Genomic DNA, 16647 nt, shown 5'->3' with positions numbered 1-16647 from the left:
TCTGCCCACGAGCGGGGATCCCCTGCTTCAGGGCACCCCTTGCTCCAACACCAGGGCCCGGACCTGCCTGGGAGTATCTGCAACAACCGCGGCAAGGCCGTTGCCTGAAAGCCAGCCACCAACAATGGCGAGGTTCCCGGTTTCGGCGCAGATGGACCTGATGGCGTCAACGCGCTGCTTATGGCCCACAGAAGCGAATGGCAGGGAGCCTGGCCACCGCACTACGTCCCAGCCCACAACGTCCGTTTCGCGGAGGTGCACATCCAGCAGGGCGGAAGCATCAGTGAGGGCTGCGTTCAACAGCTGCTGATCCGTTCCGGAATCCCCGACGGCATCCCCGCTGCGTCCGTAGGACAACCTGAGCACATGCGTCCCCGGTCCGGCCTTGGCTGCCAGCCACTCCCATTTTGCGGTTGCATGCGTGAGGGCCTTGGCCTCAATTCCGGGTGTCTGCGGTGCCACCAGGACGCCGGTGCCCCTGGGTTTGCTGTCCAGTTCGGGAAAATCAAGCACCAGTGTCACCAGCCGGATGTCCGGCCCTTTCTCAGGCCTGTGGCTTGCCAAAGCAGGAAGACCTGCTTCCAGTAGTGACACTGCCGACGGCCCGTCAAGGGCAACCACGAGCACTTCGCATTCAAGGGCGTGCCCCGTCCCGGAGACGAGCCATCCCGTGGAAGTGCGTGTCACGGCTTCAGCACGGACGCCGGCTTGCAGATGCACTCCCCTGCCCCGAAGATCCTGGATAAGAGCGGTCACCAGGGTATGCATTCCGTCGCGGAGCCCTGCCACGGCAGATCCCGCTTTCGCCCCGGCCTTCGCAGCGCCTGACCTGCGCTGGGCGGCCACGGCGACTGCCAGCGAGCCGTGTTTGCGGACACCTTCGCGGAGCCCGGGGGCTACAACGTCGACGTCAAGCAATCCGGGATCGGCGGAGTGGACGCCTCCCACTATGGGCTCCACCAGCCGTTGCAGTACCCTTCGGCCCATCCTTGCCCGCACCAGGGAGGAGACGCTGGCCACGTCCTTCGAGGTCCCCAATGAGGCAGGCAGCCACTTGTCCATGGATGCGCGGAGGGCACCCAGCAAGCCTAGAGACCTGCGGACCTCCGGGTCCCAAGGGGACGCCGGAATCCCGAGGATCCCCGTTTTTGGAAGTTCGCGGGGACCATCGGGCAACTGCACCCATGCTCCCGAGGGATCGGGCGCAACGATGTTTCCGGCCAGGCCCAGTTCTGCTGCCAGGCCTGCCACCGCCGAGGAGCGGGTTGCAAAGGACTCCGCTCCGCTGTCCAGTTTCAGCCCCGCAACAACATGGCTGCCCACGCAACCGCCCCATGAATCACTGGCTTCCAACACTGTTACATCGAAGCCCGCCCCGGCGAGTTCGCGGGCGGCCAGGAGGCCCGACATTCCACCGCCTACCACCACTGCTGTTCGGTTGGAACGGATTTCCTGAGCTGTTGCCACGGCCTTATTCGGGGGAAATCGAATGAATAAGTTCGACGACGCGGGTCAGGACAGCGGGATCGGTTTCCGGCGGAACACCGTGTCCAAGATTCAGCACGTGGCCAGGTGCTGCTGAACCGGCAGCGATGACTTCGCGGACGTGGGCTTCCAACACCGGCCACGGAGCCGGGAGCAGCGCGGGGTCGATGTTGCCCTGCAAGGGCACCGTTCCGCCCAAGCGGCGGTTGGCCTCGTCCAGGGGCAGCCGGTAGTCCACCCCGACGACGTCCACACCGACGTCGCGCATGGCGACCAGGAGTTCGGAAGTGCCTGTGCCGAAGTGGATAAGCGGTGTGCCCAGGTGCCGCACGTGGTCCAGGGCACGGGCCGACGCCGGGGCAACAAAACGCTGGTAGTCAGCGAGGCCCAGGGAACCAGCCCACGAATCGAAGAGCTGGCCGGCGGAAGCCCCTGCCTCCAGCTGCGCCCGCAGGAACAGCCCTGAGGCGTCAGCTGCCCAGTTGGCCAGAGCCTGCCACGTTTCCGGGTCAGCATGCATCATGGTGCGCGGGCCCAGGTGATCCCGGGACGGCTTGCCTTCCACCATGTAGGCAGCCAACGTGAAAGGCGCACCGGCGAATCCGATCAGGGGTGTCTTGCCCAACTGCGCCACTGTAAGCCGTACAGCTTCCCTGATGGGCTCCAGCGCTTCCCACGTCAGCTTGGGCAGCGCCGCTACATCCTCAGCCGTCCGGACCGGTTTGTCCAGGACCGGGCCAACCCCCGGGACAATATCCACGCCAACGCCGGCGAGCTTGAGGGGAATGACGATGTCCGAGAAGAAGATGGCCGCATCAACGTCGTGACGCCGCACCGGCTGCAGGGTGATTTCAGAGGCGAGCTCGGGCCGCAGGCAGGACTCGAGCATGGCGACGCCCTCGCGGACCTTCAGGTATTCGGGCAGGGAGCGCCCGGCCTGGCGCATGAACCACACGGGGCGGCGGGACGGCTTCCCGCCCCGGTAGGCAGTAATCAGGGGTGAGTCCGCAGTACGCCCGTCCATCAGGGGATGGCCTGCGTCGAGGCTGCCGCGCGGGGTGTCGCCCACCGTACCGTTGGATGCCGTGCCGTCTGAAGTTGCAGCGCTAGAGATCATGCCTTCGATTGTGCCCAAATTCCGCCCCAAAAGATAACGACAGCCTGTCATCTGTTGGCACCGGCCTTACATGGTGGCGGGGATCACAAGGGGCGGTGCTGCACTCCACTTCATTGAGTTGTTCTACACGGGCACGAAAAAGCTATGATTGTGCTGCTGTGGTTCTTTTTTCATTGGTGGCTACACACGCCGACATCGACCTCGAAACCGTTGCTCAGTTGAGCACCGGCGCTTCAGAGCTCGCTACATCCGCACTCTCCGGATCGCCGGAAGTCACGGGTGCGATAGTCCTTGCCACCTGCAACCGCTTCGAGATCTACGGCGAAGCTGTCCACGCCGATGATGTTGAGGCCGCCCGGGCTGCCCTGGTGGCACAGATCAGCGGAAGCAGTGGCCTCAGTGAGCAACTGGTGTCCAGGTCATTCAGCACCCGTACCGGTACCGAAGTGACCAAACACCTCTTTGCCGTCAGTTCCGGACTGGATTCCGCCGTCGTGGGTGAACGCGAAATTGCCGGCCAGGTCCGCCGTGCCCTCATCCAGGCGCAGCATGAGGGAACCGCAAGCTCAGGGCTGGTCCGCTTGTTCCAGGCCGCGTCCAAAACCGCCAAGGACGTGGGTGCCCAGACCGCGCTCGGGTCACGGGGGCTATCCATCGTTTCCGTTGCCCTCGACCTGGCCGCTGATCTTTCCGAAAACGCGGATTGGGCAAATAAGAAGGCTGTCATCTTCGGAACTGGCGCCTACGCCGGGGCCACTATGTCCCTCTTGCGTGAGCGCGGCTGCACAGATGTTTCCGTCTTTTCCTCCTCAGGCCGTGCCGCCGGTTTCGTCGCAACCCGGGGCGGTGTGGCACTGGACGAGGACTCCCTTCCGGTGGCCGTCGCCGCAGCGGACGTCATGATCGGCTGCAGCGGATCAGACACCCGGGTGGAAGCCGGGGAGCTGGCGCGTGTCCGGGCTGACTCTCCGCAGCCGCTGATTGCGATCGACCTCGCCCTGACCCATGATTTTGACCCTGCAGTGGGAGAGCTTGACGGCGTGGAGCTGCTGACGCTTGAATCCGTTCGGCTCGCCGCCCCGCAGGAGCAGGCTGAATCCCTGTCACAGGCCAGCACCATCGTCACGGCAGCAGCCACGGCGTTCGAACAGGAACGCGAAGCCCGTTCGGTCGATTCAGCCATCGTTGCACTGCGCCGCCACACCATGAACGTCCTCGACGCCGAGATGGAAAAGGTACGCGCGCGCCACGGCTGTACCGCAGCCGCCGAAGAGGTGGAGTTTGCCCTCCGCCGCATGGTCAAGCAGTTACTCCACGTTCCCACGGTCCGGGCCCGCGAACTCGCTGCCAATGGCCAACAGGACGAGTACGTCGCCGCCCTTGAGGCCCTTTACGGCATCAGTGTGGAACAGCCAGCTGCACCGGCACCAGTCCAGGCCCCTGGAAACACTCCTGGGCACACCTCAGCGCAGGCCTCCATGCAAGGCTACGATGCCGAGGCAGAGTGCCCGGTGGATCACACCCAGATCTCCATCGAGGACAGGCGCGAGTCCGCCTAGTAGACGGGCTTTCCCGGCTCCACGTCCTTCACCCAGGCGAGAATACCGCCGTCGAGATGGCTGACCCGTTCATACCCCGCCTTCTTTGCTGCGGCCAGAACAGTGGCCGAGCGGCTTCCGGCCTTGCAATGGAACACGATTTCCCGGTCCTGGGGCAGTTCGGCCCAGGCCTCACCGGCCAGGATCCTGCCCTGCGGGATAAGTACTGATCCATCGATGCTGACGATGTCGTGCTCCCCGGATTCGCGGACGTCCACGAGGTCGAACTCTTTGAGGCCGGCCTTGCGGGCGGCCAGCATGGTGGCCAACTGCTTCGCCGTGATGGTGTTCTCATTCGCAATGGAGGATGCCGGGAGGATGCCGCAGAAGGCCTCATAGTCAGTAAGCCCGGTGATGGGCTCAGCCGCGGGATCCTTGGAGACCTTGATCTCCCGCCAGCTTCCGCCCAGTGCGTCGAAGAGGGCCACGCGCCCCAGCAGGGAACGTCCGACGCCGGTAATGAGCTTGACTGCCTCGGTCACCATCAGGGAGCCCACAGCAGCACACAGCATGCCGAACACTCCCCCTTCCCCGCAGGAGGGAACAGATCCGGCAGGCGGTGCCTCCGGATAGAGATCGCGGTAGGTAGGGCCATGTTTTTCCCAGAAGACGCTGACTTGGCCGTCAAACCTGAAGATGGAACCCCAGACGTAGGGCTTGCCAAGGATGGCGGCAGCGTCATTGACGAGGTAACGCGTGGCGAAGTTATCGGCACCATCCAGGATGAGGTCGTAGTCCGCGAAAAGTTCCAGGGCGTTGGAGGCATCCAGCCTGACATCATAGAGCTTGACATCAACCAGCGGATTCAGGGCGGCCACCGCGTCCCTGGCCGATTCAATCTTTGGCCTGCCGACGTCTGCCACGCCATGGATGACCTGGCGCTGAAGATTGCTGAGATCAACAACGTCATCGTCAACGATGCCCAGCGTCCCCACTCCGGCAGCGGCCAGATACAGCAGGGCAGGTGAACCCAGTCCGCCGGCACCGATCACCAGCACCTTGGCGTTTTTGAGGCGCCGTTGGCCCATTGTCCCGATCTCAGGAATGATGAGATGCCGGGAGTACCGTTCCACCTCTTGGGGACTCAGCCCATCTGCCGGTTCCACCAATGGTCCGATGGCCGTAGGGGCAGCTGTTGTGGAGATCATGGAAGCCATACTTCAATGTATGCCGAAGATGCCGTCAGGTCATGTTACCCCCGCGTAAAGTAGAGGTAACTGCAAGGGAAGGAAGGCCAACAGTGGCTCATCATGCACCGGTCGGCCGGGCACAGGACGGAAAGCCCGATGGCGGGCAGGCGCGCACTTCCGGTCCCCGTTCGGCGCGGCTACCCCGTGATGAACGCAGGGTCCAGTTGCTGTCCGCAGCCCAGGAGGTCTTTGTTGCCAACGGCTACCATGGGGCTGCCATGGACGAGATCGCAGAGACGGCCCGCGTCAGCAAGCCGGTGCTCTACCAGCACTTCCCCTCCAAGCGCGAGCTGTACCTCGCACTGCTGGACAGCCACTTGACCGCACTGACAGAACTGTTGCTCGGTGCCCTGAACTCCACCACGGACAATGACGAGCGTGTGCAGGCAGTGATGCGCGCCTACTTCCGCTTTATTGCGAATGATGACCAGGCCCACCGCCTGGTTTTCGAATCTGACCTCATTAACGATCCGGACGTCAGTTCCAGGCTGGAAACGTTCAACAAGACCTTCGCGGACGCCGTGGCCCATGTCATAGCCGAGGACACAAAACTTCCGCCGCTGGAAGCACAGCTGCTGGGCCGGGCACTCGCCGGAATGGCCCAGGTAAGTGCACGGTATTGGCTTGAAACTGACGGCAACCTGGACCTCGATGTTGCCAGCGACCTGATTTACCGTTTAGCTTGGCGCGGAATCAGTCGCTTCCCCAAAGAGACCTAGACTACAAATAGAAACTGTCTTCGGAATTTTTTAACTTTGATTGGCTGGGAGGCCTCGCTGTGGAAGTAAAGATCGGCATTCAGAACATCGGCCGGGAAATTGTGCTGGAATCGGCTCAGGATGCTGACGAGGTCGCCAAGGTTGTTGCAGAAGCCATTTCCAAAGGCACTGAGCTGAGGCTGAAGGACGACAAAGGCCGTTTGGTGATAATTCCCTCCAATACCCTTGGCTATGTAGAAATCGGAGCGGAAGAAGTCCGCAGGGTCGGTTTCGGCGCACTCTAACCTGGCAGGAGTTCCACCATGCTTTCTCTCGTCATCGTCTCTTTCGTGACAGTAGCTGCAGGCTTCATCATCTGGGCGAATGACCGCAGGCATGCCAAATACGGCATTCTGATGCCGGCGGGAGTAGCTACAGCGGTGGGGCTTTTGAGCTGGATCCTGTTTATGACCGCCGGGTTCGGTTACCAGCCGGGCCTGACCTGGATTCCGTGGATCCTTCCGATGGTTCTAGGGACGGCGGCCGCCCTGGCCGCTGCCATCTACCTTGGGAAGGTCCGGGCCCGGTACGACACAGCACGGCTGACCGCCGCATTGAGGCTCTAAGGGAACAGACTCTAACGGAACCGGCTCAGAGGGCTCATGCCCTCACCGGGGAGGGCTGCAGCCAACCATCAGAGGTCCGGCTCGTGGCCCTCTTCGGTGCACAGGCAAAGCCTGTTTCCTTGGCTGTCAGTCACAACAACCCAATGAGGGGCGTGGCCGTAGTCCATCAGGGCGCCAGTGCCCGCGGTCTTCTCAAGCGCTGGAGCTGATTCCTCTTTGCTCCGGTGAATATCCAGATGAATCCGGTTAGGGCTTGGCGTGGACGTCTTCTGGAACCAAAGGCTCGGCCCCCTTCCATAGGGGTCCACCAAATCCCCGTAGCGGCCCTTTTTGTAGCCGAGGGCGATCCGCCATACCTCTGTGATTTCGGCTGGATCGGCTGTGTCTATGGCCACTTCGACCGTTCTGTACAGCCCTGGTTCAGCGGTTGCGCCGGCCGTTTCCGCCTCTGAGCTCACTGCCTTTGCGGCGATAATGTCCCGCCTGGTGACTTCCGACCCCACGTCATGGGACGTAAAGCGGATGAAGACCCTGTTGAACCGCCAGTCGAGGTCAGGGTGATGGTTCTGTGCCTCTGCCAAACGTCCGACGGCGGCGATGAGGTCCAGCGCTTTGGCGGCGGTGGGCAGTTTGTAAACCGTCACTAGGCCTCCCAGGCGGTAACGCCAGTCCGGTAGCCCGGCAAGGTCTTCGTCAATCTGCGGCCGGGTCAGTGGGACCGTCTTTTCGGGTACGACTGGTTCAGGCATCACGCGCTCCTGGAACTGATAGCGGGCGGACAGGTCCGCCGTCGGCCGTCCCGGAAAGCTGTGCCAAGAGGCCGGACCCGGAAGAACGGGCTAAAGGAACTCGGCCCGGCCTTCCATAGCCGATGAGGCCAAGGCGTGCTCACGGCGCGGAATCCGGCCGGCGGTTTTCGCCAGCCTACCGGCGATGACCGCGTGTTTGAAGGCCTCACCCATCTGGACCGGGTTCTGGGCCCGCGTGACTGCAGTAGCCAAAAGCACGGCGTCACAGCCCAGCTCCATGGCCAGGGCGGCATCGGACGCGGTGCCGATTCCGGCGTCCAGCACTACGGGGACGGAGGCTCTGGAAACAATCAGTTCTATGTTGTGAGGATTCAGAATTCCCAGGCCCGTTCCGATGGGCGAGCCCAAAGGCATGACTGCGACGGCGCCGAGGTTCTCTAGGCGCAGTGCCAGCACGGGGTCGTCATTGGTGTAGGCAAACACTTTGAACCCCCGATTCACCAGCTGCTCGGTCGCTTCGACCAGTTCCACTGCGTCGGGCAGCAGGGTGTGTTCATCGGCTATGACTTCAAGTTTGACCCAGTCCGTCTCAAGGGCCTCGCGGGCAAGTTCGGCCGTCATGACAGCGTCCCGGGCCGTGAAGCAGCCGGCTGTGTTGGGCAGCACCCGGATGTTGTGGTCCACGAGGAGCTGGAAGAGGGAACCCGTCTGGGCCGGCGAGTACCGCCGCATTGCCACGGTGGTCAGTTCCGTTCCCGAGGCCAGCAAAGCGGCGCCGAGCCCGTCAAGGCTTGGAGCACCACCGGTCCCCATGATGAGCCGTGAATCGAACGTGACGCCGTCGATGGTCAGCCCGTCAGTCGCCTGGTCGGCCGGACTGGATGTGTTGGTCAGCATCATCTTTCCTGCATTTCCTGTTGGAGTAGGGTCCTGGTGCACGTGCCTAGCCTCCCTGTACCGCAGTGACCAGTTCGACGTCGTCGCCGTCAGCGAGCGCCGTCAGTGACCACCGGCTCCGGGGAACCACTTCGGAATTGCGGGCAACCGCAACGCCAAGTTTCTGTCCGTCGGCTGCCTGGCCGTCAGGGCCAAGACTCTTGCCTGTTACGAGGGAGACCAGTGTGGTCACCGAGCCGCCGTCATCAATGGCACGCGCCGCACCGTTCAGGGTGATATTCATGCTGTTCCTTACTGCAGAGAGGTAGCGGCTGTTGCCGGATCGGGGTGGCCAGGGACGTGGCCGGTGGAGAAGCGTGGGGAGAATCGTCCAGGGTGGAACGCTGACCAGCGGGGATCGGACCGGCCCTCCATCAGCTGCAGGCAGATCGACGCGGCTGCAGGAGCCAGCAGTATGCCGTGGCGGAAGAATCCTGTTGCAACAATGAGGCCCAGAATGCCGGAGTCGCCTGTTCGGTCCTGCACCCTTCCGAGCAGCGGGGCGTTGTCAGGAGTTCCCGGGCGCCCCCGGGCGGTGCATTCCAGCAGCTCGAGTTCGGCCACTGCCGGTACAAGTGCCTGCGCGTCCCGCAACAACTGGTAAATACCTCCAGCGGAGACCGCTGCTTCTGCTGCGCCTTCTTCCAGGGCTACCTCCCGCTGCGTAGCTCCGATCACTACGGTCCCGTCATCCCGGGGAACGATGTACACCGGCACACCATGAACCAGGCCACGGACCGTGGAGTTCAGCAGCGGACGCAGGTGAGCCGGCACCCGGAGCCGGATGATATCCCCGTACACAGGCCGCAAGGAAAGACTAAGGTCCGGCGGAAGGCCTTCCAGGCTCCCGGCCCCTAAGCCGTTGGCCAGGACAGTTTCGCCTGCATTGATGGCTCTTCCGTCGGCCAGTACGACGCCGGCTGCGCGGCCGCCGTCCCATCGCAGGCCGGAGGCCCTTGCCGGGATCATTTTGCAGGTTCCTCCGGCCCGCTCGGGATCGGCAAGAGCTGCAGCGATCCGGGCCAGGAGCCTTCGAGGGTCAACCTGATGGTCAGCGGCAATGCGGTAGGCACAGGAGACCCCGGGACTGAGCAACGGCTCAATGGAGCGGGCTTCCCGGACTGTCAGCGGTTCAACGGTGAGCCCGTTCGCCGCCTGCACCCGCCTGAGATCGTCCAGCGCACGGCGGTCTGCAGGGTCAACGCCGATGGTCAGCGTGGGAGGGGTGAGGTATCCGGTGCCTGCGTCCGCTTTAGCCGTTTCAGTTGCCCCATTTGCCTGATCAAGGTCAGGGGCAAGCCCGGCTGCGAATTCCGGCCAGAGGGACGAGGCCTCAAGCATGAGTTCCAGCAGGTCTTCTTCCTGATAGTGCAGTTCGCTGACCGGGGCAAGCATCCCGGCGGCAGCCCAGCTTGCACCGGTACCGGGGGCATCGTCAACCAGCACCACGGATCGCCCGCTTTTTGCCGCTTCCCACGCAATGGCGTGGCCAACCACTCCGCCACCAATGACTGCGACATCGACGCTGATATCTGAGCCGGGGGCGGGGACACTCATAGAGCCGCTGGAAGACGGAGAGAGTGCTGGGTGGGAGAGCACTGGATTCCTTCCCTACGCCGGTACTAACCGGATCAGGTCAAGCGGTCGGCTCTGAAGCCCTCTCAGCCCGGCAGTTTGTGACAGCTGCGGCGGGCTCCCGCGGTACTCCCCCAGTTTAGAGGAACTAGGCTGGTGCCATGACCGAGCCTGCCGTCCACACCACCGCCCGCTTGTACCTCTGCACCGACTCCCGCCGGGGTCGGGGGGATTTTGAGGACTTTATCGACGCCGCCTATGCAGGCGGCGTCGACATCATCCAGTTGCGGGACAAGCAGCTGGAAGCTGCGGAGGAACTGGAACTGCTGGAAGTACTCCAGGCGGCGGCGCATCGGCACGGACGGCTTTGGGCGGTCAATGACAGGGCCGACATCGCGTCCTTGTCCGGCGCCCCGGTGTTGCACCTTGGCCAGAAGGACCTTCCGCTGCATTCGGCAAGGACGTTCGTCGGCAGTGAAACAGTGATCGGCCTTTCCACTCACACGCCAGGGCAAATCGATGCCGCCATCGCCGCTTCACCGGGGCGAACCGGCCTGGACTACTTCTGTGTAGGGCCGGTTTGGTCCACTCCCACTAAACCCGGACGGGCAGCCGTCGGGCTTGAGCTGGTCAGTTATGCAGCAGACGCGATCCGCGCGGCAGACCAAATGACTGTTGACGGCATACTCCTGCCTTGGTTCGCCATCGGCGGCATCGACCTCACCAACGTGGAGCAGGTGGTAGCAGCCGGCGCCTCGCGTGTAGTGGTGGTCCGGGCCATCACGGAGGCCGATGATCCTGCGGCCGCTGCCAAAGCTATCCTGCAAGTGCTCGACGCCGGGGCCTGACCCGGCTGATATGCGATTGTCCGGCTCGTAGGATCGTCCGAAAGCTGATTGCTAGCCTGTCAGGCCAAGTTGGGTCATGCGCCGGGAATGGTTCGCCGCGAGCTCCTTTATCAAGGCAGTAACCATATGTTTGGCCTCGGTGTCGTCCTGGCCCGCGGCCGCTGGGGAGCCCGCATCTCGTGCCTCATTGCCCGGGCTGACCATAAGGCCTGAGAGGAATGCGCGTTCGAACCCCACCCGCTGCGCCTGGGTGAGGGCCTCCCCCAGCAACCGCCTGCCCCACAATGCCAGCCTGGAGGCCAATCTGGGATCATCGGACAACGCTTTTTTGAGCCGTGTACGCAGGATTTCGGTGACGTCTTCCGTTGACTGGACCTGCTGTATCAGCTGCCTGCTTTCAGGCTCCACGTACTCGGCCACGGCTCGGTAGAAGTCTGCCGAAACAGTGTCGATCACGTACGCCTTCATCAGGGATTCGTACCAGTCAGCCGGGCGCGTACGGTCATGGAAATGGTCAATGGCAGGCTGGAATGGCAGCATGGCTTCCTCGGCGTCAACTCCCATTCCGGCAAGCCTTGCACTGACCAGTTCGAAGTGCTGGAATTCCAGCACCGCAATCCTGCCCAAAACGGCACGGTCGTGAAGGGTCGGTGAGTAGCGCGCGTCCGCAGAGTATCGCTCAAAAGCGGAAAGCTCCCCGTAGGCCATGACTCCGAGGAGATCCGTCAGAAAGCGGTCCCGGCGAGCGTTGTCTGTGGGGGAAGTGCTCATGGTCCAAGACTAATGGCGCAAATCGGGCTAACCTGATTTTCGTGTCACATCATCGTCTTGCTCCCAGTGTTCACGCTCAGAGCAACCAGCTGGCCGAGGCGCTCAGTGCTCTGCGCACGCGTCTGGAGCTGCCCGGAGCCTTCCCGGACGAGGCCCTCAAAGAAGCTGAAAAGGCAGTGGCCGGCCACCGCCTTCCGGACCTGGATCTGACGGCTATCGAGTTCATCACCATTGATCCGGCGTCCTCCACCGACCTTGACCAGGCTGTTTTTATCGACAGGGCCGGCGACGGTTACAAGGTCTATTACGCCATAGCCGACGTCCCGTCCTTTGTGGAACCGGGCGGTCCCCTGGACGCAGAAACCCGTCGGCGCGGCCAGACGTTCTACGCGCCAGATGGCCGGATCCCCTTGCATCCCGAAGTAATCAGCGAGCAGGCCGGCAGCCTGCTGGAGGGGCAGCTTTGCTCGGCCTTCGTCTGGGAATTCGAACTCGATCAGGCGGCCGAAGTATTGAACGTAGTGGTGCGTCGGGCAACGGTCCGGAGCCGGGCGAAGCTCAGCTACAGGCAGGCCCAGGCACAACTTGATGCCGGCACCGCGCCCGTCTTGTTGCAACTCCTCAAGGAAGTGGGCATCAAGCGGGTCGAACTGGAGCGGGGCAGAGAGGGTGCAAGCCTGAACATGCCCGAACAGGAAATCCAACAGCTTCCCGACGGCGGCTACCGGATTATCGCAACACCGCAGCTTCCGGTGGAGGACTGGAACGCCCAGATTTCCCTGATGACAGGCATGGCAGCGGCGAAACTCATGCTGGCAGGCAAGGTGGGGATTCTCCGGACCATGCCCGCGCCCGACGAGCGGTCACTCGATAATTTCCGGACTCAAACGCAGGCTTTGGGCAAGCCCTGGGACGGTCAATTCAGCTACGGGGAATACCTGCGCACCCTGGATCCCCGTGATCCGAAGCAATTGGCCATCCTGCACTCAGCCGGGATGTTGTTCCGGGGCGCGAACTACACGCCATTTGATGGAACGGTTCCGGAGAACGCCATTCAGTCCGCCATTGGTGCCAGTTATGCGCACACCACTGCCCCGCTGCGCAGACTCGTGGACCGCTTTGTCCTGGTCATCTGCGACGCGCTGAGCAACGGCACTGACGTCCCCCGCTGGGCACGGGAAGCCCTTCCCTCGCTACCGGCCATCATGGCAGCTTCAGACCAACTCGCAGGCCGGATGGAACGGCTGGCCCTGAACACTGTCGAAGCCGCCCTCATGGTCAACCACATCGGCCAGGAATTCGAGGCCGTGGTTATCTCCGGATCGAGGCAAGGCAAACTCAACGGTAATGGCGGAAACGGCGGAAGTAACGGCAACGGAAACGGAAACGGCAACGGAAACGGCAACGGAAACAATGGCAATGGCGGCCTGAACGGGTCCGGGCCTTCGGGAATCGTGCAGATCGCGGAACCGGCGGTCACGGCCAGATGTACGGGCGAACTGGAACCGGGCACCAACGTCCGGGTCCGGCTGGTGACCTGCGACATCTCCGCCCCGGAGGTCCTGCTGGAGCTCGTGGAATGACCCCAAATCGGGTCGCGTCCGGTGCTTTTCGCGTCAACAGCTAGACTGAGTGTGTAGTAATGGATGCCCGGTCGTTGATTTCCTAACCTTTAACGAATCAACAAGCCCGCCCCTACGCGATCTTGAGACACACCCGTTGGTCACCAGTGCCAGCATAGATAGCCCGCGATCGGCTTCCACTGGATTTGCTAGCGCGCCCGAGCGTGCTCCGGAACGGCTCATCAAACCGCCCCGTTGAGCAGGCAGCGCCTAAGCCCAAATGAATAAGGAAACTCCACTGTGAGTGAATTGCACACGCACCAACTTCTGACCGACGACACCGGAACGGAATCGATCGAGCCTGAAGAAACCATCATCTCGGACGAGAAACCGCACGAGATCGAGGAAAAGACCTTCGCTGACTTCAACGTCCGCGCCGACATCGTCGAGTCCCTCGCCGATGCCGGGATTACCCATCCGTTCCCGATCCAGGCCATGACCCTGCCGGTGGCTCTTTCCGGCCACGACATCATCGGCCAGGCCAAGACAGGTACCGGCAAAACGCTGGGCTTCGGCATTCCAGCCCTGCAGCGCATTGTGGGCAGGGACGATCCGGGCTTTGACAAGCTAGCGGTCCCAGGTGCTCCCCAGGCGCTGGTAATCGTTCCGACGCGCGAACTGGCCGTCCAGGTGGCCAATGACCTCCAGAACGCCTCCCGCAAGCGCAACGCCCGTATCGTCACCATTTATGGCGGCCGTGCCTATGAGCCCCAGGTTGACGCGCTGCAGAAGGGCGTCGAGTTGGTCGTGGGCACGCCTGGCCGCCTGATTGACCTCTACAAGCAGAAGCACCTCAGCCTCAAAAACGTCAGAATGGTCATCCTCGACGAGGCCGACGAGATGCTTGACCTTGGCTTCCTGCCGGACGTTGAAACCCTCATTGCGGGTACCCCGGCAGTGCGGCAAACACTCCTGTTCTCCGCCACCATGCCCGGTCCGGTCATCGCCATGGCCCGCCGCTACATGACGCAGCCCACCCACATCCGCGCTGCAGACCCGGACGACGAAGGCCTGACCAAGCGCGATATCCGCCAGTTGATCTACCGTGCCCACAGCATGGACAAGATTGAGGTTGTTGCCCGCATCCTGCAGGCCCGCGGCCGTGGCCGCACCATCATCTTCACCAAAACCAAGCGCACCGCCGCCAAAGTGGCCGAGGAACTCGTGGACCGCGGCTTCGCGGCCGCCGCAATCCACGGCGATCTGGGGCAGGGTGCCCGCGAGCAGGCGCTTCGGGCCTTCCGCAACAACAAGGTTGACGTCCTTGTCGCCACGGATGTCGCCGCCCGCGGCATCGACGTCGACGACGTCACCCACGTCATCAACTACCAGTGCGTTGAAGATGAGAAGATCTACCTCCACCGTGTTGGACGCACAGGCCGCGCCGGCAACAAGGGCACCGCCGTCACGTTCGTGGATTGGGATGACATGCCCCGCTGGGGCCTGATCAATAAGGCCCTCGGCCTGAGCGTTCCGGAGCCGGTGGAGACCTACTCGTCCTCGCCGCACCTGTTCGAGGAACTCGACATCCCGGAGGGCACCAAGGGAAGGTTGCCCCGCAGCAAGCGGACCCTGGCCGGTGTGGACGCCGAGGTCCTGGAGGACCTGGGCGAAACGGGCAAGAAGAACAGCCGCTCCGGCGGCCGTGACGGGGGCCGTGACAGCAGCGGCGGGCGGGATGGCGCACGTTCCGGTAACCGCGACGGCGCCCGTTCAGGCAGCCGCCGCAGTAGCGGCGATGCAGGGGGACGCACAGGTGACCGCCGTCGTCGTTCCCCCGAAAACGAAACGGCCAACGGCGCTGCTGCCCCCGCGGCTGCCGAAGCCCCGGCCCAGGCGGACACGGAGCGGCCGGCACGTGGCCGCCGCACGCGGAACCGCACCCGCCGCCGCAACGGCGAAGTGGTGGCTGGTGGCGACGCGCAGTCCAGCACCACCGAGGCCTAAAGCCCTCAATGACTGACACTGTCTGGGCGCCGGACGGCAGCAACCTGGTGATACACGCGGACAACGCGGCTTTTCTCCCCACGCTGCCGGACGGCGCCTTCACACTCATCTACGTAGACCCGCCCTTCAACACCGGCCGCTCCCAGCGTCGGCAGGAAACGAAGATGGTGGTGAACGCCGATGGTGCCGGGGACCGCGTCGGTTTCAAAGGCAGGTCCTACGACACCATCAAGGGCGCACTGCACAGCTACGACGATGCCTTCAGCGACTACTGGTCCTTTCTCGAACCGCGGCTGGTGGAAGCCTGGCGGCTCCTGGCGGACGACGGAACCCTGTATCTGCACCTGGATTACAGGGAAGTGCATTATGCCAAGGTCATGCTGGATGCCATTTTCGGCCGGGAGTGCTTCCTCAACGAGATCATTTGGGCCTACGACTACGGGGCCCGGGCCAAATTCCGCTGGCCCACAAAGCACGACAACATCCTCGTCTACGTGAAGAATCCCGCGAAGTACCATTTCGACAGTGCGGAAGTGGACCGTGAGCCCTATATGGCGCCGGGTCTGGTCACTCCGGCGAAGCGGGAACTCGGGAAGCTGCCGACTGACGTCTGGTGGCACACCATCGTTTCTCCCACGGGCAAGGAAAAAACGGGCTACCCCACGCAAAAACCCGAAGGCCTTTTGCGGCGGGTGGTGGCGGCATCCAGCCGTCCCGGCGACTGGTGCCTTGATTTCTTCGCCGGTTCCGGGACCCTCGGCGCAGTAGCTGCCAAACTCAACCGCAGATTTGTGTGCGTTGACCAGAATCTTCCGGCCATCGACGTTATGACCAAGCGCCTGGGACCTGTGGCGGAAGTCGTCAGGCCCAACTCGTCATAAAGGCATGGACTGCGTCCGCGATCATCTGCACTGCGATCGCGGACAGCAGCAGGCCCGCGATCCTGGTCACCAGTTCCACACCGTTCTCGCCAAGGACCCGCTGCACCAGGCCAGCGAAACGCATCGCCAGGTACAGGGAGAACAGCGTGACGGCGATTCCGAGCCCCACCGCCAGGTACTGCGCCGCGGAGGAGGACTGCTGAACGAACACCATCACCGCTACAATCGCCCCCGGTCCAGCCATCAACGGCGTCCCCAGGGGAACAAAAGCGACGTTCTTGTACTTGGCGGCGTTATCTTCGCCGCTTGTTGAACCGGTGAGCAACTGCAGTGCAATCAGGATCAACAGCAATCCGCCGGCGCCCTGCAGGGCAGCGAGCGAGATGTGCATGTAGTTGAGGATTGACTGGCCGAAAAGTGCAAAGAGGATGATGACGCCCGCGGCAACCAGCAGCGCTTGCAACGCCGACCGGTTTCTGTCCTTGGCCGTCATCTGTGCCGTCAAAGACATGAAGATCGGCACCGTCCCCGGTGGGTCCATAATCACAAAGAGCGTCACTAGAACTGACGCGAACAGCTGAAGATCTATCCATTCCACTGGGCA

Annotated in this window: 17 protein-coding genes and 1 riboswitch; of the genes, 8 read left to right on the top strand and 9 right to left on the bottom strand. The window is 62.9% G+C overall.

Annotated features, from left to right (window positions below; translation table 11 throughout):
- Positions 1–27: 27 nt before the first annotated feature.
- Together hemG and hemE are read right to left on the bottom strand one after the other, a co-directional pair.
- On the bottom strand, positions 28–1410 hold the full coding sequence (gene hemG, locus M1E02_RS06790; RefSeq protein WP_479378087.1) for a protoporphyrinogen oxidase: 1383 nt from the start codon (positions 1408–1410) through the stop codon (positions 28–30).
- Between the two features lie 61 nt (positions 1411–1471).
- A complete protein-coding gene (gene hemE, locus M1E02_RS06785; protein ID WP_479377333.1) occupies positions 1472–2602 on the bottom strand; it encodes a uroporphyrinogen decarboxylase in 1131 nt (376 codons plus the stop codon).
- A 158-nt stretch (positions 2603–2760) separates the two neighbouring features.
- On the opposite strand from hemE, the gene M1E02_RS06780 reads away from it, so the two are divergent.
- Positions 2761–4161 carry a glutamyl-tRNA reductase gene (locus M1E02_RS06780; RefSeq protein ID WP_479377332.1) on the top strand — a complete coding sequence of 467 codons (1401 nt, stop codon included), beginning with the start codon at positions 2761–2763 and terminating at the stop codon, positions 4159–4161.
- Here the strand turns inward: M1E02_RS06780 and moeB are convergent.
- Positions 4158–5348, bottom strand: coding sequence for a molybdopterin-synthase adenylyltransferase MoeB (gene moeB / locus M1E02_RS06775; RefSeq protein WP_479377331.1), 1191 nt, complete (start codon positions 5346–5348; stop codon positions 4158–4160). The genes M1E02_RS06780 and moeB overlap by 4 nt on opposite strands.
- 41 nt (positions 5349–5389) lie before the next feature.
- On the opposite strand from moeB, the gene M1E02_RS06770 reads away from it, so the two are divergent.
- The 3 genes from M1E02_RS06770 to M1E02_RS06760 are packed head-to-tail and all read left to right on the top strand — an operon-like array spanning position 5390 to position 6714.
- Positions 5390–6109: a TetR/AcrR family transcriptional regulator gene (locus M1E02_RS06770; RefSeq protein WP_479377330.1), complete on the top strand. Its 720-nt coding sequence runs from the start codon at positions 5390–5392 to the stop codon at positions 6107–6109.
- Between the two features lie 59 nt (positions 6110–6168).
- Positions 6169–6393, top strand: a complete 225-nt coding sequence (locus M1E02_RS06765) for a DUF3107 domain-containing protein (RefSeq protein ID WP_247042468.1) — start codon at positions 6169–6171, stop codon at positions 6391–6393.
- An 18-nt stretch (positions 6394–6411) separates the two neighbouring features.
- Positions 6412–6714 (top strand): hypothetical protein, encoded by a 303-nt coding sequence (locus tag M1E02_RS06760; RefSeq protein ID WP_479377329.1) that lies wholly within the window; start codon positions 6412–6414, stop codon positions 6712–6714.
- A 68-nt stretch (positions 6715–6782) separates the two neighbouring features.
- Here M1E02_RS06760 and M1E02_RS06755 read toward each other — a convergent pair whose 3' ends face one another.
- The 4 genes from M1E02_RS06755 to thiO all read right to left on the bottom strand — a co-directional run bounded on the left by M1E02_RS06755 (position 6783) and on the right by thiO (position 9956).
- A complete protein-coding gene (locus tag M1E02_RS06755; protein ID WP_479377328.1) occupies positions 6783–7463 on the bottom strand; it encodes a 4a-hydroxytetrahydrobiopterin dehydratase in 681 nt (226 codons plus the stop codon).
- A gap of 90 nt (positions 7464–7553) precedes the next feature.
- On the bottom strand, positions 7554–8363 hold the full coding sequence (locus tag M1E02_RS06750) for a thiazole synthase (protein WP_479378086.1): 810 nt from the start codon (positions 8361–8363) through the stop codon (positions 7554–7556).
- 43 nt (positions 8364–8406) lie between these two features.
- Positions 8407–8643 (bottom strand): sulfur carrier protein ThiS, encoded by a 237-nt coding sequence (gene thiS / locus M1E02_RS06745; RefSeq protein ID WP_479377327.1) that lies wholly within the window; start codon positions 8641–8643, stop codon positions 8407–8409.
- Positions 8644–8651: 8 nt separating this feature from the next.
- Positions 8652–9956: a glycine oxidase ThiO gene (gene thiO, locus M1E02_RS06740; protein WP_479378085.1), complete on the bottom strand. Its 1305-nt coding sequence runs from the start codon at positions 9954–9956 to the stop codon at positions 8652–8654.
- Between the two features lie 33 nt (positions 9957–9989).
- Positions 9990–10109: riboswitch (TPP riboswitch) on the bottom strand.
- A 26-nt stretch (positions 10110–10135) separates the two neighbouring features.
- Here thiO and thiE point away from each other — a divergent pair.
- Positions 10136–10822, top strand: coding sequence for a thiamine phosphate synthase (gene thiE / locus M1E02_RS06735; protein WP_479377326.1), 687 nt, complete (start codon positions 10136–10138; stop codon positions 10820–10822).
- Positions 10823–10873: 51 nt separating this feature from the next.
- Here the strand turns inward: thiE and M1E02_RS06730 are convergent, their stop codons facing one another.
- Positions 10874–11593: a ferritin-like fold-containing protein gene (locus tag M1E02_RS06730; protein ID WP_479377325.1), complete on the bottom strand. Its 720-nt coding sequence runs from the start codon at positions 11591–11593 to the stop codon at positions 10874–10876.
- A 41-nt stretch (positions 11594–11634) separates the two neighbouring features.
- On the opposite strand from M1E02_RS06730, the gene M1E02_RS06725 reads away from it, so the two are divergent.
- The 3 genes from M1E02_RS06725 (at position 11635) to M1E02_RS06715 (ending at position 16043) form a co-directional block, all read left to right on the top strand.
- Positions 11635–13176, top strand: coding sequence for an RNB domain-containing ribonuclease (locus tag M1E02_RS06725; protein WP_479377324.1), 1542 nt, complete (start codon positions 11635–11637; stop codon positions 13174–13176).
- A gap of 279 nt (positions 13177–13455) precedes the next feature.
- The gene (locus tag M1E02_RS06720; protein WP_479377323.1) at positions 13456–15162 is read left to right on the top strand and encodes a DEAD/DEAH box helicase; all 1707 of its coding nucleotides are present in this window, start codon (positions 13456–13458) and stop codon (positions 15160–15162) included.
- A gap of 8 nt (positions 15163–15170) precedes the next feature.
- The gene (locus M1E02_RS06715) at positions 15171–16043 is read left to right on the top strand and encodes a DNA-methyltransferase (RefSeq protein ID WP_479377322.1); all 873 of its coding nucleotides are present in this window, start codon (positions 15171–15173) and stop codon (positions 16041–16043) included.
- Here the strand turns inward: M1E02_RS06715 and M1E02_RS06710 are convergent.
- Entirely contained in the window at positions 16024–16632 is a 609-nt protein-coding gene (locus M1E02_RS06710) for a MarC family protein (protein ID WP_479378084.1), read from the bottom strand. The genes M1E02_RS06715 and M1E02_RS06710 overlap by 20 nt on opposite strands.
- Positions 16633–16647: the final 15 nt, after the last annotated feature.

This window comes from Arthrobacter sp. Z5-13, assembly GCF_056499105.1.
The sequence above is the reverse complement of the archived record's forward strand: the minus strand, read 5'-3'. Positions and strand labels throughout refer to the sequence as shown.